This is a genomic window from Pseudomonas simiae (genome assembly GCF_000934565.1).
Lineage (GTDB): Bacteria > Pseudomonadota > Gammaproteobacteria > Pseudomonadales > Pseudomonadaceae > Aquipseudomonas > Aquipseudomonas simiae.
Genome location: NZ_CP010896.1, coordinates 5,970,755 through 5,986,622, shown reverse-complemented (window position 1 = coordinate 5,986,622; position 15,868 = coordinate 5,970,755). Strand labels below are relative to the sequence as shown.

Genomic DNA, 15,868 nt, shown 5'->3' with positions numbered 1-15,868 from the left:
GGTGGGCCGTGCTGGGCAAGTCAAACTTAAACGAGAACACACCTATGCTTTTTTCCCGTAAGGCGGTTTCCAAGCGTCACTTTCTGCTGATCGCGGCCGGTTTCAGTACTGTGCTGACCGGTTGCGCCACGTCGCCGGCCTCCAAGGTCGCGTCCAGCACCAAGGTCGAGTACTACCCCAACTGCTACGAGCCGGTGCAACACCTGCGCGCGACCGATTCGGACATGACCAAGTCGGTTGTGACCGGTGCAGCCATCGGCGCTGCCGGTGGTGCACTGCTGGGCGCCCTGACCGGCGACTCCGACAAGCGCGGCCGTAACGCTGCCATCGGTGCCGCTGGCGGCGCCCTGGCCGGCGGCGCGGCGGGTTACTACACCGAGCGTCAGAAGCAGATCAGCGATGACAACCAGCGCATTGCCTCTTACTCCACAGACTTCAATAAAAGCGCATCGGATATCGACCGCAGCACCGCCTACGCCAAAGCCTCGCAGCAGTGCTACCAGAGCGCGTTCACCAAGCTGGTGGCCGACCGCAAAGCCAAGACCGTCAACGACACCGAAGGCCGCAAGCGCCTGGCGGAAATCGTTGCGGGTTTGAAGGAGTCCAATGACCTGATCGTTGCCGTCAACGGCAAGGCCAGCGAAGACCTGAACAACTACACCCAGGCCTACGAAAAAGACCTGCAGCAAGTGGGTGTGCAGCGTAACGACGTAGTCACCGTGGCCCAAGCCGACGTAACGCCGCCACCGGTACCCGCCAAGAAAGGCAAGACGCCACCGAAAGTCGCGAAGAAGCTGCCGGTTGTGCCAAAAGAAGCAGTCACCACCGAGAAGAGCATCCAGACCGTGCAGGCCAAGCAAGCTGAAAGCAAGCAGGTTGCCAGCGCCGGCAAGGCACAACTCGAAGGCAGCTGCCGCGATCCGAACCTGGCCGACTGGGCACCGGTACCTTGCCCTAACGTTTAAACAAAATGCTGCTATAAGCGTCAAACGCCAGCCGATCTTCCGCTAATGCGCAAGATCGGTGGCGTTCCTTTAGCAAATCGTTAAACTGCTGCGGCCACTCAATAATTACACCGAGGCCGTGTGCATGAAATTTCGTCTTCTCCTGTGGGTGCTGGGCCTGATGATGGGCAAAGCCAGCCGCACCAATCCCGCCTTCCAGCAGCAACTGGGTGACAAAGACCTGGCCTTCCAGCTGCAGACCCTCGACGGCAAGGTTGCTCGTCATTTCATCGTCAAAGACCAGCGCATCACCAGTCGCTCGGGTGTTCACCCGTCGCCGGCGTTCGCCATCGCCTTTAAAGATGCCGCCTACGGCTTCGCTACGATGCAGGCGAAGAACAAGCAATTGGCATTCATGACGGGGATTCAGGACAAGTCGATCCAGATCAAGGGCAACCCGGCGCTGGTGATCTGGTTCCAGGGGTTGACCAAGTATTTGAAGCCGAAGAAAAAGAAGTAACTACCGTAGGAGTGAGCTTGCTCGCGAAGGTCGTGAACGATGACGCGGGGTGTCTGGAGCCCCGCGGTGTTGTCAGGTTTTTCGCGAGCAAGCTCGCTCCTACAGGGTGTGGGTGGCTCAGCCCTGGCTGAACTGCGAAGCCAGCTCGCGCAACAACACTTCGGCATCCAGCACCTTACTCACCACTTCGTCCGCCTTTTCCCGGCTCAGCCCCAGGCGCTCAAGCAACTCGTCGGGGATGGTTTCATCCGGCCCGGACCCGATGCCGCGGCTGCGCAGCAGGCGCACGGCCAGGCACACCAGGTTCGGATATTCGGCGTATTGACCATCGTAGGTCGGATCATGCTGGAAGCGCAGGGCGGTGGATAGCTCATCCGGCATGTCCCAGTAGCGCATCAGCCAGGCACCGATCTGCTCGCGGCTGATGCCCAGCAGGTGTTGCTCGACATAGCTGTGGCACAGGTGCGGGTTGACCTCCAAGTGACGGCAGATCAGCGAGAAGTGCGGCGGGAACACGTGGGCCAGCAGCAGGTAACCGAAGTTGTGCAGCAGGCCGGCCAAGTAGGTCAGGCCGGCTTCCGGGCGCTGGGCGCGCGGCATGGCGCGGGTCAGGCCTTCGATCACGGCGGCGGTGTAGATTGACTGGTGCCAGTACGGCGTGGACTGGTGCGGATGGTCTTTGGGCAGGCTCAACGTCTTGCCCAGCGCCAGGTTGATCACCAGGTCAAAGCCCAGCACGCGCACGATGGCGTCTTCCACGGAGCGGATCTTGCCCGGCGAGGCGTAGTACGGCGACGCGGCCCAGCTCACCACTTGTGCGGCCAGCGCCGGGTCGGTCTCGACCACGCCGGTGATGTCATCAATGGTGGCGTTCGGGTCGACGCGCAGCTTGATGATCTTCTGCGCGGTATCGGCCAGCGGTGGAATCTCGATAGTCGCTTCCAGGCGTTGCTGGATACGGCGGGCGGTGAACGCCTGCATCGCCTGGGTGATTTCCTCACGGTCATCATTGGGGCGGTCGAGGTTGGGGCGGATATTGCTCAACGGCTCGCCGAAGTGGCCGGCGCTGGCCTTGGTGAGCATCGTCTTGAAGGCGTCTCTGGAGATCTCCAGCAACAGGCCTGCTTCACCCGAATGCACCAGCAGGCTGGGTTCGTCGAGCAGGCTGCCTTCGTACAGGCAAGGTGAACTGGTGAGCGGTGGCAGGCCCGGCAGCAGGGTCAGTTCGTGTTTGCCCAGCATGCGCTCGACGCGATCCGGCGACACGGCCGTGAGGCGGCGACCGGTGAGTTCGGCGAGGCGGTTGAGGTCAAGCAACTGGTTCTGCGGGAACAGCACCATCAGTGCGCCCACCGCGTCTTCCAGCAATACTGCCTGGATTTTTTGCGCAGGATTCAGGCCCGGTAGATCGGCGACTTCCGTGTAGGGGATGGCGAGTTTTGCGAGCAGAGCCCGAATGACCGGCGGGGCGGTCAGTGGGGCTGTGGCGAGGGCAACTTCTGACATGGCCTGATCCAATTTCTTACAGTCAACGAAGTATAACCAGCTTGATACAACTGTTGGTCGACTAACTGAGGTTTGTGACGCGGTTCATTTGTAGGCGCGGGCTGGCCCGCTCCTACAAAGCCTCAGGTCACACTTGGCCGTATTGCTGCCCATGGCGCAGCCAGCGATCCAGCAACGGGCTGACATGATCCGGCCAGCGTTCGAGCAACGCTTGCGCCGCATCGCGCACGGCCGGCAGTAGGTCGGCGTCGCGCATCAGGTCGGCGACCTTGAATTGCAGCAGGCCGGTCTGGCGAGTGCCGAGCATTTCCCCAGGGCCGCGCAGCTCCAGGTCTTTTTCGGCAATGACAAAACCGTCGTTGGTTTCGCGCATGATGCCCAGGCGCTGACGACCGATCTGCGACAGCGGCGGGTGGTAGAGCAACACGCAATGGCTGGCGGCGCTGCCCCGGCCGACCCGGCCGCGTAACTGGTGCAGCTGCGCCAGGCCCAGGCGTTCGGGGTTTTCAATGATCATCAGGCTGGCATTGGGTACGTCCACACCCACTTCAATCACCGTGGTGGCCACCAGCAGTTGCAGGTTGCCGGCCTTGAATTCGGCCATCACCGCGGCTTTTTCAGCGGGCTTCATGCGCCCGTGGATCAGGCCGACTTTGAGTTCACCCAGAGCGCTGGTGAGGTCTTCATAAGTGGTCTCGGCAGCCTGGCAGGTCAGCTCCTCGGACTCTTCAATCAGCGTGCACACCCAGTACGCCTGGCGCCCTTCGGCACAGGCGCCGCGCACGCGCTCGATCACTTCGACACGCCGGGTGTCAGTGACCAATACGGTGTTGACCGGAGTCCGGCCGGGCGGCAGTTCATCGAGGATCGAGGTGTCGAGGTCGGCGTAGGCGCTCATGGCCAGGGTGCGCGGGATCGGCGTGGCGGTCATGATCAGTTGGTGTGGGTTCATACGTCCGCCCACGCCCTTCTGACGCAGGGCCAGGCGTTGTTGCACGCCAAAGCGGTGCTGTTCGTCGATGATCACCAGCGCGAGGTTCTTGAACTGCACTTCGTCCTGGAACAGCGCGTGGGTGCCCACCACCATCTGTGCGCCGCCGGCAATCTGTTCCAGGGCTGCCGCGCGGTTCTTGCCCTTGAGCTTGCCGGCCAGCCACGCGACTTCCAGGCCCAGGGGTTCGAGCCAGCGCTTGAAGGTGATGAAGTGTTGCTCGGCGAGGATCTCGGTCGGTGCCATCAACGCCACTTGATAACCGGCTTCCAGCGCTTGCAGGGCGGCGAGGGCGGCGACCACGGTCTTGCCCGCGCCCACATCGCCCTGGATCAGGCGCAGCATGGGCTCCTGCTGGCTGAGGTCGTAAGCGATTTCATTCCCGACGCGCTGTTGGGCACCGGTCGGTGCGAAGCCGAGGTTGGCCAGGTACTGCGCGGGCAAGCGGGTGGCTTTGGGCATCGCCGGCGCACGTAGCGAACGCATGCTTTCGCGCAGGCGTTGCTGGGACAGTTGGTGGGTCAGCAGCTCTTCGAAGGCCAGGCGGTGCTGGGCCCAGTGATGACCCAGTGCCAGTTCGTCGACATCGGCATCGGCGGGCGGGTGATGCAGGTAGCGGATCGCATCGTCCAGCGACGCCAATTGATAATCGCGGGCCAGCTCCAACGGCAACCAGTCGGGCAGGCTTTTCGGGCCGAGCATCGTCAGCGTCTGCATGCACAGTTGGCGGAGGCGTTGCTGGGTCAGGCCTTCGGTGAGCGGGTAGATGGGGGTGAGTGTGGTGTCGACCGGCGGCGGCTCGTCGCCGGTGATCGCGCGGTATTCCGGGTGATAGATCTCCAGGCCCGATGCCCCGGGCCGTGCTTCGCCGTAACAGCGCACGCGGGTGCCGCGCTTGAGCCCTTCCTTCTGCGCGTTGCTGAAATGGTAGAAGCGCAGGCTCAGGCCACCGGTGCCGTCCTGCAGGCGCACGACCAGGCTGCGACGCTTGCCCATCACCACGTCGGCGCCGCTGACGGTGCCTTCGATCACGGCATCCTGCCCAGGGCGCAACTGGCCGATGGGCACGACGCGGGTCCGGTCCTGATAGCGCAGGGGCAAATGGAACAAGACGTCCTGGAGGTTTTCCAGGCCGACCTTGGCCAACTTCTCGGCCATGGCTTCACCGACACCCTTGAGTGCCGTCACCGACACCTGCGACAGCTCAGTCATACCGTTGCTTAGCTCGCAGCTGTCGGCTTGGCCACCGAGCACAGGCGGATCGAATCGGCGAGGATCTCAATCGCTTTCGGCCGTGGGAAGCTGGCGCGCCAAGCGATCGCCACGGTACGGAACGGCACCGGCGGCGTGAGTGGGCGCACTTCGATCACGCCGGGGGCGTAGTGATGGCTGTCCACTGCTGACAGCGGCAGGATCGAAATACCCAGACCGGACGCGACCATGTGGCGGATGGTTTCCAGGGAGCTGGATTCCACGGTGGTGTGCTTGGCGCCGTCGTTGCCCTTGGTCAGGGTCGGGCAGGCTTCCAGGACCTGGTCGCGGAAGCAGTGGCCTTCGCCGAGCAGCAGCAGGCTCTTGTCGTTGAGCAAGGCGGCGTCGATGGTGTCTTTTTTGGTCCACGGATGGTCGGCCGGCATCAGCACCTGGAACGGCTCGTCGTAGAGCGGCAGGGTCAGCACGTCGGCTTCGTTGAACGGCAGGGCGATGATGATCGCGTCCAGCTCGCCGTTGCGCAGTTTGTCGCGCAGCACGTGGGTGAAGTTTTCTTCGATATACAACGGCATCTGCGGTGCGACGCGGTGCAGTTGCGGGATCAGGTGCGGGAACAGGTACGGGCCGACCGTGTAGATGGCGCCGACTTTCAGCGGTGCGGTCAGCTGGTTCTTGCCGGCCTGGGCCAGTTCGCGAATGCTCTGCGCTTGCTCCAGCACCTTCTGGGCCTGGGCAACAATGCCTTCACCCACCGGCGTAAGGCGCACGGCGCTCTTGCTGCGCTCGAAAATCAGCACACCGAGTTCGTCTTCAAGCTTTTTCACGCCCACCGACAGCGTCGGCTGGCTGACATGGCAACGCTCGGCCGCGTGGCCGAAGTGCTGCTCTTGGGCGAGGGTAACGATGTAGCGTAATTCTGTAAGAGTCATAGCGGGCGTCCATGAGGTTGCGGGCCAAGCATACCGGCTGCAATCGATAGACGCACGTTATCAGAACTTTGCTGGGGATTGAGCGGGGAATATCGGTGATTTTGCTGATGCGATAAACCCATCTGGGCTGCCCGCGATGCAGGCACCTCGGTCTATCAATTGCACCGAGGTGATGCTATCGCAGGCAAGCCAGCTCCTACACAAGCTGATGCCTGCAACCCTTAGCGGCGGCGTTTCTCGATGTTGTACACGAACGGTGCAACGATCTCGATACTGCCGCCTCTGAGCATGTCTGCCGGTGGCTTGGGCAACGGCTGGGCACGGCGGATCATATCCAGGGTGGCGCGGTCCAGGTCGGCGTTGCCGGAGCGGCCCACCAACTCGTAGGACAGCACGTTGCCGTCGGCATCGACCACGAACTTCAGGCGGTTCAGGCCTTCCTTGCCACGGGCCTGGGCGCCTGGCGGGTACTTCTTGTACTTCTGCAGGTGAGCCAGCAGGGTGCCTTCCCAGGATGCCTTCGCTGCGATTTGCTGCGGAGAGGGGCCTGGTACAGGCTGGGCCGATTTCTCAGCCGGTGCCTGGGTCGGCGGAGCGTCGCTCGGCGGATCCTCGGAGGGTTTCTCCTTGGGCGGCTCGATCTTCTTCTCCACTGGCTTCGGCGGCTGTGGTTTGGGCTTGGGTTTGACCGGCTTGGGCACCTGGATCGTTGGCTTGGGTGCCTCGGCCAGTTTCGGCAGGGGCAGCTCTTCCACCGGTGCAGGCGGCTGCGGCGGCGTCACCACCTTGGGCGGCGCTGGCGGTGGCGGTGCGGGCATCGGTGCCAGGTCGATGACCATGGCCGCCGGCGGCAACTGCACCGTACGCGGCGCTGACCAATGAAGCGCGATAGCGATCGCGACGGCATGCACGCCCAGTACGACGGCGAGGCTGGTGCCATAACGCGTCAGTTTGTGGCGCGTCGTGATCATTTCTTGGCTGCCGTCTCAAGTCCGACCAAGCCTACCTTGAGGTAGCCGGCTGCCCGCAGGGCATCCATCACGCTCATCAGGTCGCCGTAGTCCACGCCCTTGTCAGCCTGGAAGAAGATCGTCGTGTCTTTCTTGCCTTGGGTCTTGGCGTCGAGCACCGGCCCCAGGGTTTCAGCCTTGACTTCTTCTTCACCCAGGAACAGGCGTTGGTCCGCCTTGACGCTGAGGAAGATCGGCTTCTCCGGCCGCGGCGCCGGCTTGGCGCTGGACGCGGGCAGGTCAACCTTGATGTCCACGGTCGCCAACGGTGCCGCCACCATGAAGATGATCAGCAGCACCAGCATCACGTCGATAAACGGCGTGACGTTGATTTCGTGGTTCTCGACGAGTTCGTCGTCGCCTTGATTCAAATGCAGGCCCATGGCCGATTACCCCACTTTCACCATGTGCGGTTGCGAGCTGCGCTCGGTAGGCAGGTGATCGAGATCGCGGCTGACCAGCAGCAGGACTTCTGCCGACGCGTCCGATACCTGAGCCTTGTAGCCGGCAATCGAACGGGCGAAGACGTTGTAGATCACCACCGCAGGAATCGCGGCAACCAGGCCCAGGGCGGTAGCCAGCAGGGCTTCGGCGATGCCTGGGGCAACGACGGCAAGGTTGGTGGTCTGGGTTTTGGCGATGCCGATGAAGCTGTTCATGATGCCCCACACGGTGCCGAACAGACCGACGAAGGGCGCGGTCGAACCAATGGTCGCCAGCACGCCGGTGCCGCTGCTCATGTTACGACCGCAGGCCGCCACCAGGCGCTCCAGGCGGAAGGCCACACGTTCCTTGATGCCTTCTTTTTCGCGGGTGTTGGCCGACAGGCGCATTTCTTCCAGCGCGTCGTGCACCAGGGTGTTGGCCAGGGTGCCTTTCTTGGTCGCGCTTTCGCTGGCTTCCTTGAGGGTGGTGGCCTTTTTCAGGTGGACGATTTCGTTGCGCAGGCGACGTTTGGCGCCCAGCAACTCGAAGCCTTTGGCAATCCAGATGGTCCAGGTGATGATCGAGGCGATGGCCAGGCCGATCATGACGGCTTTCACTACCACGTCAGCGTTCTGATACATGCCCCATGGCGACAGGTCGTGGGCCATGCCCAGGGTGTTGTCTCCTTCCAGAACCACCCCGGTCTCGTCGGCGGAGGCTGGGTCAGCAGCCTGGGCCGGGTCGGTAGCAGCGGGCGCTGCGGCGGGAGCGGCCGCTGCCGCGGCGTTTTGCTCGGCTGCAGCCGGGGTGGCTGGCGCGGTGGCGTCAGCGAAGGCAGCGGTCGGTGCCAGCAGTACGCTGAACAGCAGCGCAGCAATCGCACGCCAGGCGCGGGATGGGCTGTGAAGCTTGGTTGGCGAAGCGGGGGTTGTATTACGTGTCATGCTGGCCGGACCTGAGTAAAAAAATGAGTGATCGTCCTTCCAGACCCATGGGGTCGAGGACAAATGGGCGGTTATTATTGCAAGTAATTCTTGTTAACAAAAGTAATACAGTTACTTTATTTGTCCTTTTTCTGGCCGACGGTCATCTGCGAAGGCTAACCTAGACCTTTCAGTACGGAGTTTTTTGTGATGGCAGCGCCTTCTGTTGTGATAGCCGGTTGTGGCGATGTAGGTAGTCGGCTGGCCAGCCAGTTGCTGGCCTCGGAATGGGAGGTCCATGGCCTGCGCCGCGATATTTCGCGGCTGCCTGATGGCGTGATCGGTATTGCCGGGGACTTGTTCAAGAAGGAGTGCCCTGACACCTGGCCGATCGGCGGGGTGGATTACCTGGTGTACTGCGCCGCTGCGACGGATCACGACGAGGCTGGCTACCGCGCCGCTTACGTACAAGGGCTGAAACATGTGCTGGAGTGGCTGGGTGACTACGGCCAGGAGCCGAAGCACCTGCTGTTTGTATCCAGCAGCAGTGTCTACGGACAGCAGAAGGGTGAGTGGGTCGACGAAACGTCGGAAACCCAGGCGAAGGGATATTCCGGGCAAGTCATGTTGGAGGCTGAGCAGGTGGCGCTCAACAGCGGCATCCCGGCCAGTATCGTGCGCCTGACGGGCATTTATGGCCCCGGTCGCGAATGGCTGCTGACTCAGGTTCGCCAAGGCTACCGCGTCGCAATCGACCCACCTTTATATGGCAACCGCATTCACGCGGAAGACGCCGCGGGTTTGCTGGCCTTTTTGTTGTGGCATGTGGAAAAGGGCGGTTCGCTGGACAAGGTCTACATCGGCGTCGACGATGCGCCCGCGCCACTGGCCGAAGTGGTGGACTGGTTGCGCGAGTACCTGGGTGTGACCGAATGGGCCGATGACGCCAGTGTGCGGCGCGCCGGTAGCAAGCAATGCAGCAATGCGCGTATCAAGGCGCTGGGTTGGGTGCCGACGTACCCGACTTACCGGGAAGGCTACGCGGCGATCCTCAAAGGCTGAAATACGGTGAAAAATGTGGGCGCGGGCTTGCTCGCGAAGGCGCAGTGTCAGGCACTGAATGTGTTGCTGATACACCGCTTTCGCGAGCAAGCCCGCTCCCACATTTGGGTCTGTGTTCGGCTACTTATTGCTTTTCAAGCAACCACTGGCGTGGGCCTGGCGTAAACGAAGGCACTTCATCCGCCTGCGCGGTGTTGACCGCCTGGAAGATCTCCAGTTGTTTACCCTTGCGGATAAAGATCCACGGATTGCCCTGGCCATTCAGTTGCAGCCAGATGCTGTCGTAGCCGCCGCTCATGGATGCGCAATCGCCCGCCAGGCACAGCGAGTACTGATCGACATTCGGCAGGCCGGCGACCTTGCCGTTAGCCTGGAACTGTACGATGGCGCCGCTGCCGAAGCCGTCGCTGATCTTCCAGTCGCCGCCCATGTAGGCTGCATACAACGCACGCTCAAAGTTGGCGCCGATGGGCGCACCGTCCGGCGCAGGCTCTTTGGGGCGGGCGAACAACTGTTCAGGCTCGTTATCATTAGCCACTTGCAGCAGTTGCTTGCCATTGCGCTTGAGTTCGGTGGCGGAGCTGCCGTAGAAGTCCACGCTCCAGGCGCCGGATTTTTCACTCAGCAACTTGCCTTCCGCTACTTCAAAACCGTTGTAGTAGCGTGCCTGCGAGGCCTTGGTATTGACCTCCCATTCGAGGTTCGGGCCGAAGCTTTGCAGGGCTTCACGCAAAGGGCCGCCTTTGGCTGCCGCATCGATGGCGACCTGGTTGATCCAGGTGCCGCCCGCATCCCGGTCGGCAGGGTTGCTGGCGCAGCCGCCAAGCAACAGGGCGAGCAGTGATGAGGCTACAAGCGCTTTGCGCATCATGAAATCCTTCTGAAACGAAATCGGCGCAGCCTATGGGGGCTGCGCCGGGTGTTTTACTCGATGACCAGAATCGCGTCCATCTCAACCTGCGCACCCTTTGGCAGGGCGGCAACGCCGATGGCGGCGCGGGCTGGGTACGGCTGTTCGAAGTACTTGCCCATGATCTCGTTGACCTTGGCGAAGTGGCTCAGGTCGGTGAGGAAGATGTTCAGCTTGACGATGTCTTTGAACGAGCCGCCGGCAGCCTCGGCGACCGACTTGAGGTTTTCGAAGACCTGTACGGTCTGTGCTTCGAAGCCTTCCACCAGTTCCATGGTCTTTGGGTCCAGCGGGATCTGGCCGGACATGTAGACGGTGTTGCCCGCCTTGATCGCCTGGGAGTAGGTGCCGATCGCGGCTGGGGCCTTGTCACTGGTGATAACAGTCTTGGTCATGAATGACTCCTTGTAGTAGAGCGGTTATGCACGCATACGGGTGATGCGGATGACCCCGGTCAAGGCGCGCAGTTTCTTGATCACACGGGCCAGGTGCACGCGGTCGTGCACGCTGACCACCAGCTGGACCACGCTGATGCGGCCATCGCGCTCGTCCATGCTGATCTTCTCGATGTTGCCGTCGGCCGCGTTGACGCTGCTGGCGAGCAGGGCGATCAGGCCGCGCTGGTGTTCCAGCTCCACCCGCAGCTCGACGTTGAATTCGCCGGTGACATCCTTGGCCCATGAGAGCTGGATGCATTTTTCCGGGTTGTGGCGGATTTCGGTGATGTTGCGGCAGTTGTCCAGGTGCACCACCATGCCTTTACCGGCCGACAAGTGGCCGACAATCGGGTCGCCGGGGATCGGTGTGCAGCATTTGGCGTAGCTGAGCACCAGGCCCTCGGTACCACGAATCGCCAGCGGACCTTCGGGGCTCGGCAGCTGTTCGCCTTCGCCGAGCAGGCGGCGGGCGACTACATAGGCCATGCGGTTGCCCAGGCCAATATCTTCCAGCAGGTCTTCGATGGTTTCCTGGCGGTACTCGTGGAGCATCGCTTGCACGCGCTCTGTAGGAATCTTGTCCAAGGCGCTGTCGAAACCGTTGAGGACTTTGTTCAGCAGGCGTTCGCCCAGGCTGATGGACTCGGAGCGGCGTTGCAATTTGAGCGCGTGACGGATGTGCGTGCGGGCCTTGCCGGTGACCACGAAGTTCAGCCAGGCCGGGTTCGGGCGTGCGCCCGGAGCGCTGACGATCTCGACCGTGGAGCCACTCTGCAGCGGTTCGGACAGCGGCGCGAGACGACGATTGATCCGACAGGCGATGCAGCTGTTACCCACATCGGTGTGCACGGCGTAGGCAAAGTCGACCGCCGTGGAGCCTTTGGGCAGCTCCATGATCCGGCCTTTGGGTGTGAATACGTAGACCTCGTCCGGGAACAGGTCGATCTTCACGCTTTCGATGAATTCCAGGGAGTTGCCGGCCCGTTGCTGCATTTCCAGCACGCCCTTGACCCACTGGCGGGCGCGGGCATGGGTGCCTTTGGGCTGCTCGTCGCCGCTGGATTTGTAGAGCCAATGGGCAGCAATGCCGTTGTTGGCCATCTCTTCCATTTCGCGGGTGCGGATCTGGATCTCGATCGGCACCCCATGCATGCCGAACAACGTGGTGTGCAGCGACTGATAGCCGTTGGCCTTGGGGATCGCGATGTAATCCTTGAAGCGGCCCGGCAAAGGTTTGTACAAATTATGTACAGCGCCCAGCACGCGATAACAGGTGTCCACCTTGTCGACGATGATCCGGAACGCATACACGTCCATGATCTCGTTGAAGGCCCGGCGCTTGCCGCGCATCTTTTTATAGATGCCGTAGATATGCTTCTGCCGCCCGCTGACCTCGCCCTCGATCTCGTCGATCGCCAGGCAGTGGCTCAGCGACTCTTCGATCTTGTTGACGATTTCCTTGCGGTTGCCACGCGCGCGCTTGACCGCCTGGTAGATGCGCGCCGAACGCATCGGGTGCATGGCCTTGAAACCGAGGTCTTCGAATTCGATACGAATGGCGTGCATGCCCAGCCGGTTGGCGATGGGGGCGTAGATTTCCAGGGTTTCTTTGGCGATGCGCCGGCGTTTTTCGCCGGACAGCACTTCCAGCGTGCGCATGTTGTGCAGCCGGTCGGCCAACTTGACCAGGATCACCCGGATATCGCGGGCCATGGCCATGGCCATCTTCTGGAAGTTTTCCGCCTGGGCTTCGGCTTTGGTTTCGAAGTTCATCTGGGTCAGTTTGCTGACCCCGTCGACCAGTTCGGCCACGGTTTCGCCAAATTGCGCGCTGAGCGCTTCCTTGGCAATACCGGTGTCTTCGATCACGTCATGCAGCATCGCAGCCATCAGGCTCTGATGGTCCATGTGCATGTCGGCAAGAATATTTGCCACCGCAAGAGGATGGGTGACATACGCCTCGCCACTGCGGCGGCGCTGACCGTCGTGGGCTTGTTCGGCGTAGAAATACGCTCGGCGGACCAGGTTGACCTGGTCTGGGCCGAGGTAGGCCGATAAGCGATCGGCGAGGGCGTCTATGCTCGGCAAAGTGTGAACTCCTGCCGTTGGCTGTGACCCCGCGCCGTGCTACGTCGACCAGGCATAGGCTTAGACGGCCTCGTTGGACTCGTCCTCGAACGCTGCAAACAGCGGTTCGTCTTCAACGATTTCAGCGTTGGCGATGAACTCGTAGCTCATCAGGCCTTCAGCGATTTCACGCAGGGCTACAACAGTAGGCTTGTCGTTTTCCCACTGGACCAGGGGCTCTTTGCCGCCAGTGGCCAGTTGACGGGCACGCTTGGTAGAGAGCATGACCAGCTCAAAGCGGTTATCCACGTGTTCTAGGCAGTCTTCAACGGTTACGCGGGCCATGGTATTCCTCGGAGCGAATGCAAGATGCGCGCTGCCCGGTTGGGCGAGCGGACTGAACAGTTTAAAAAATCACCAGCGTTTAGGGAAGCGCTGATTTCTCGCAGGCCCTCGCAAAACCGCTACAAGTGCCAATGTAAAGCCCTTGCAGCGGTTTTGGGAAGAGCCAATCAACCGAGCAGTTCGGCCAGTAATTTGCCGAAACGCTGTTGCTGACGCTTTTGCTGGAGTTGATTGGTGCGGAAAATCGCCTTCAAATCATCCAGTGCGTGGGCAAAATCGTCGTTGATGATCAGGTAGTCGTAGTCGACGTAGTGGCTCATTTCACTGACGGCTTCGCGCATGCGGCCTTCGATGATCTCGTCACTGTCCTGGCCACGATTGGTCAGGCGCTGGTGCAAGGCTTCCAGCGACGGCGGCAAAATGAAGATCGAGCGCGCCTGGGGCATCAGCCGGCGCACTTGTTCGGCGCCTTGCCAGTCGATTTCCAGGATCAGGTCGTGGCCTTCGTCCAGGGTCTGCTGCAAGTGGCTCTGCGAGGTGCCGTAGAGATTGCCGAACACTTCGGCGCGTTCCAGGAAGTCGCCGTGTTCGATCATCTTGACGAACTCGGTGCGCTCGACGAAGTGATAGTGCACGCCGTTCACCTCACCTGGGCGCATGGCACGGGTGGTGTGGGAGACCGAGATGCGGATCTGCTCGTCAGCGTCGGTCAAGGCCTTGACCAGGCTGCTTTTGCCCGCGCCCGACGGGGCGGAAATGATGTAAAGGGTGCCGGTGCTGTGGGTCATGGAGGTTGCCTTACTCAATATTCTGTACTTGTTCGCGCATCTGCTCGATCAACACTTTGAGGTTGACCGCCGCGGTAGTGCTGCGCGGATCGAATGCCTTGGAGCCCAGTGTATTGGCTTCGCGGTTGAGTTCCTGCATCAGGAAGTCCAGGCGCCGACCGGCGGCACCGCCGGACTTGAGCACTCGGCGCACTTCGAGGATGTGGGTGCTCAGGCGATCCAGCTCTTCGGCGACATCACTTTTTTGCGCAAGCAGGACCATTTCCTGTTCCAGTCGCGTCGGGTCGAGGTCGGCCTTCATGTCGGTGAAGCGGTCGAGCACCTTCTGGCGCTGGGTGGCGAGCATTTGCGGCACCAGTTCGCGCAAGGTGACAACATCTTCTTCGATGGAGGTCAGGCGCTCGTTGATCAAGCGGGCCAGTTCGGCACCTTCGCGCTCGCGGCCGGCTTTCAGCTCCTTCAAACCCTGGTTAAACAGGGCGAGGGCTTCAGCGTTGAGGGCTTGCGGGTCGGTGGCGTCGGCCACCAGCACGCCGGGCCAGGCCAGCACTTCCAGCGGGTTGAGCGCGGCGGGCTGCTTGATCAGTCCGGCGATGGTTTCGGCGGCGGCGACCAGTTGCGCTGCACGGTCGCGGTCAATCTGCAAGGCTTTGCCGGTGGTTTCTTCGGTGAAGCGCAGGGTGCATTCCAGCTTGCCACGGGAAATACCCTGGCGCAGCGCTTCACGCACGGCGCCTTCGAGGTCGCGGAACGATTCCGGCAGGCGCAGGTGCGGCTCCAGGTAACGGCTGTTGACCGAGCGCAGCTCCCAGCTCAGGGTGCCTTGGACGCCGGCTTTCTCGACGCGCGCGAAGGCGGTCATGCTGTGCACCATGGAGGTACCTCGCGTTGCAGCCCGAAAACACGGGCTGATGATTAAGAAGGCGCAGGATTGTAGCGCAGTGGGGCGGACACGCCCAAACCCGAGCATTCGTAACCGAATTTTTTAGCAGTGCCCCGAATCGGCTCGCGGCTCTATAATGCTCGGCAGTTTTTCGTCCTCAGTACAGGTGTCTCCCTATGAAACGTCCAAGTGGTCGCGCTGCCGATCAGCTCCGCTCGATCCGCATCACCCGCAACTACACCAAACACGCCGAGGGGTCTGTACTGGTCGAGTTTGGCGATACCAAGGTCATCTGCACCGTCAGCGTTGAAAACGGCGTGCCGCGCTTCCTTAAAGGCCAGGGCCAGGGTTGGCTGACCGCCGAGTACGGCATGCTGCCGCGCGCCACCGGCGAGCGTAACCAGCGTGAGGCCAGCCGTGGCAAGCAGGGCGGTCGTACCCTGGAAATCCAGCGCCTGATCGGCCGCTCCCTGCGCGCAGCCCTGGACATGTCCAAGCTGGGCGACGTGACCCTGTACGTCGACTGCGACGTGATCCAGGCCGACGGCGGCACCCGTACCGCGTCCATCACCGGCGCCATGGTGGCCCTGGTTGACGCACTGAAAGTGATCAAGAAGCGCGGCGGCCTGAAGGCGGGCGACCCGCTCAAGCAAATGATCGCCGCTGTGTCGGTAGGCATGTATCAGGGCGAGCCCGTGCTGGACCTGGACTACCTGGAAGACTCGGCCGCCGAAACCGACCTGAACGTGGTCATGACCAGCACCGGTGGTTTCATCGAAGTGCAGGGCACCGCCGAAGGCGCGCCATTCCAGCCGGCCGACCTGAATGCCATGCTGGCCCTGGCCCAGAAAGGCATGACCGAAATCTTCGAGTTGCAGAACGCCGCCCTGGCTGACTGAGCCCGCCTCAAGGAGA

At 61.8% G+C, this 15,868-nt stretch carries 16 protein-coding genes; 4 read left to right on the top strand and 12 right to left on the bottom strand.

The annotated features are described in order from the left end of the window. Nucleotides 1-44: 44 nt before the first annotated feature. Both tagQ and PF1751_RS27340 read left to right on the top strand, forming a co-directional pair. On the top strand, nucleotides 45-965 hold the full coding sequence (gene tagQ, locus PF1751_RS27345; RefSeq protein ID WP_021492590.1) for a type VI secretion system-associated lipoprotein TagQ: 921 nt from the start codon (nucleotides 45-47) through the stop codon (nucleotides 963-965). 124 nt (nucleotides 966-1,089) lie between these two features. Beyond that, nucleotides 1,090-1,464: a hypothetical protein gene (locus PF1751_RS27340; RefSeq protein WP_010207528.1), complete on the top strand. Its 375-nt coding sequence runs from the start codon at nucleotides 1,090-1,092 to the stop codon at nucleotides 1,462-1,464. Between the two features lie 117 nt (nucleotides 1,465-1,581). On the opposite strand, the gene PF1751_RS27335 is transcribed toward PF1751_RS27340, so the two are convergent. The 6 genes from PF1751_RS27335 to exbB all read right to left on the bottom strand — a co-directional run bounded on the left by PF1751_RS27335 (nucleotide 1,582) and on the right by exbB (nucleotide 8,482). Continuing rightward, nucleotides 1,582-2,970 (bottom strand): aminoacyl-tRNA deacylase and HDOD domain-containing protein, encoded by a 1,389-nt coding sequence (locus tag PF1751_RS27335; RefSeq protein WP_044288067.1) that lies wholly within the window; start codon nucleotides 2,968-2,970, stop codon nucleotides 1,582-1,584. Nucleotides 2,971-3,097: 127 nt separating this feature from the next. Continuing rightward, entirely contained in the window at nucleotides 3,098-5,173 is a 2,076-nt protein-coding gene (recG, locus tag PF1751_RS27330; RefSeq protein WP_042570952.1) for an ATP-dependent DNA helicase RecG, read from the bottom strand. 8 nt (nucleotides 5,174-5,181) lie between these two features. Beyond that, nucleotides 5,182-6,102 (bottom strand): hydrogen peroxide-inducible genes activator, encoded by a 921-nt coding sequence (locus tag PF1751_RS27325; protein ID WP_010207523.1) that lies wholly within the window; start codon nucleotides 6,100-6,102, stop codon nucleotides 5,182-5,184. Nucleotides 6,103-6,323: 221 nt separating this feature from the next. Next, nucleotides 6,324-7,073 (bottom strand): TonB family protein, encoded by a 750-nt coding sequence (locus tag PF1751_RS27320; protein ID WP_010207522.1) that lies wholly within the window; start codon nucleotides 7,071-7,073, stop codon nucleotides 6,324-6,326. Beyond that, the gene (gene exbD / locus PF1751_RS27315; protein WP_003195519.1) at nucleotides 7,070-7,495 is read right to left on the bottom strand and encodes a TonB system transport protein ExbD; all 426 of its coding nucleotides are present in this window, start codon (nucleotides 7,493-7,495) and stop codon (nucleotides 7,070-7,072) included. The genes PF1751_RS27320 and exbD overlap by 4 nt, the downstream gene beginning before the upstream one ends. Before the next feature lie 6 nt (nucleotides 7,496-7,501). Continuing rightward, nucleotides 7,502-8,482, bottom strand: a complete 981-nt coding sequence (exbB, locus tag PF1751_RS27310; RefSeq protein ID WP_044288066.1) for a tonB-system energizer ExbB — start codon at nucleotides 8,480-8,482, stop codon at nucleotides 7,502-7,504. A 189-nt stretch (nucleotides 8,483-8,671) separates the two neighbouring features. On the opposite strand from exbB, the gene PF1751_RS27305 reads away from it, so the two are divergent. Then, a complete protein-coding gene (locus tag PF1751_RS27305) occupies nucleotides 8,672-9,523 on the top strand; it encodes an SDR family oxidoreductase (RefSeq protein WP_044288065.1) in 852 nt (283 codons plus the stop codon). Nucleotides 9,524-9,647: 124 nt separating this feature from the next. Here the strand turns inward: PF1751_RS27305 and PF1751_RS27300 are convergent, their stop codons facing one another. The 6 genes from PF1751_RS27300 to PF1751_RS27275 form a co-directional block, all read right to left on the bottom strand. Further along, nucleotides 9,648-10,391, bottom strand: a complete 744-nt coding sequence (locus PF1751_RS27300) for a hypothetical protein (RefSeq protein WP_044288064.1) — start codon at nucleotides 10,389-10,391, stop codon at nucleotides 9,648-9,650. Nucleotides 10,392-10,447: 56 nt separating this feature from the next. After that, entirely contained in the window at nucleotides 10,448-10,828 is a 381-nt protein-coding gene (locus PF1751_RS27295; RefSeq protein ID WP_003176922.1) for a RidA family protein, read from the bottom strand. A 24-nt stretch (nucleotides 10,829-10,852) separates the two neighbouring features. After that, the gene (spoT, locus tag PF1751_RS27290; RefSeq protein ID WP_016975931.1) at nucleotides 10,853-12,958 is read right to left on the bottom strand and encodes a bifunctional GTP diphosphokinase/guanosine-3',5'-bis pyrophosphate 3'-pyrophosphohydrolase; all 2,106 of its coding nucleotides are present in this window, start codon (nucleotides 12,956-12,958) and stop codon (nucleotides 10,853-10,855) included. A 60-nt stretch (nucleotides 12,959-13,018) separates the two neighbouring features. Next, nucleotides 13,019-13,282 (bottom strand): DNA-directed RNA polymerase subunit omega, encoded by a 264-nt coding sequence (gene rpoZ, locus PF1751_RS27285; protein ID WP_003176920.1) that lies wholly within the window; start codon nucleotides 13,280-13,282, stop codon nucleotides 13,019-13,021. Between the two features lie 167 nt (nucleotides 13,283-13,449). Further along, entirely contained in the window at nucleotides 13,450-14,070 is a 621-nt protein-coding gene (gmk, locus tag PF1751_RS27280; RefSeq protein ID WP_010207513.1) for a guanylate kinase, read from the bottom strand. A 10-nt stretch (nucleotides 14,071-14,080) separates the two neighbouring features. After that, nucleotides 14,081-14,944: a YicC/YloC family endoribonuclease gene (locus PF1751_RS27275; RefSeq protein WP_010207512.1), complete on the bottom strand. Its 864-nt coding sequence runs from the start codon at nucleotides 14,942-14,944 to the stop codon at nucleotides 14,081-14,083. Between the two features lie 185 nt (nucleotides 14,945-15,129). Here PF1751_RS27275 and rph point away from each other — a divergent pair, with 185 nt between their 5' ends. Then, on the top strand, nucleotides 15,130-15,852 hold the full coding sequence (gene rph / locus PF1751_RS27270; protein ID WP_010207511.1) for a ribonuclease PH: 723 nt from the start codon (nucleotides 15,130-15,132) through the stop codon (nucleotides 15,850-15,852). Nucleotides 15,853-15,868 lie beyond the last annotated feature (16 nt).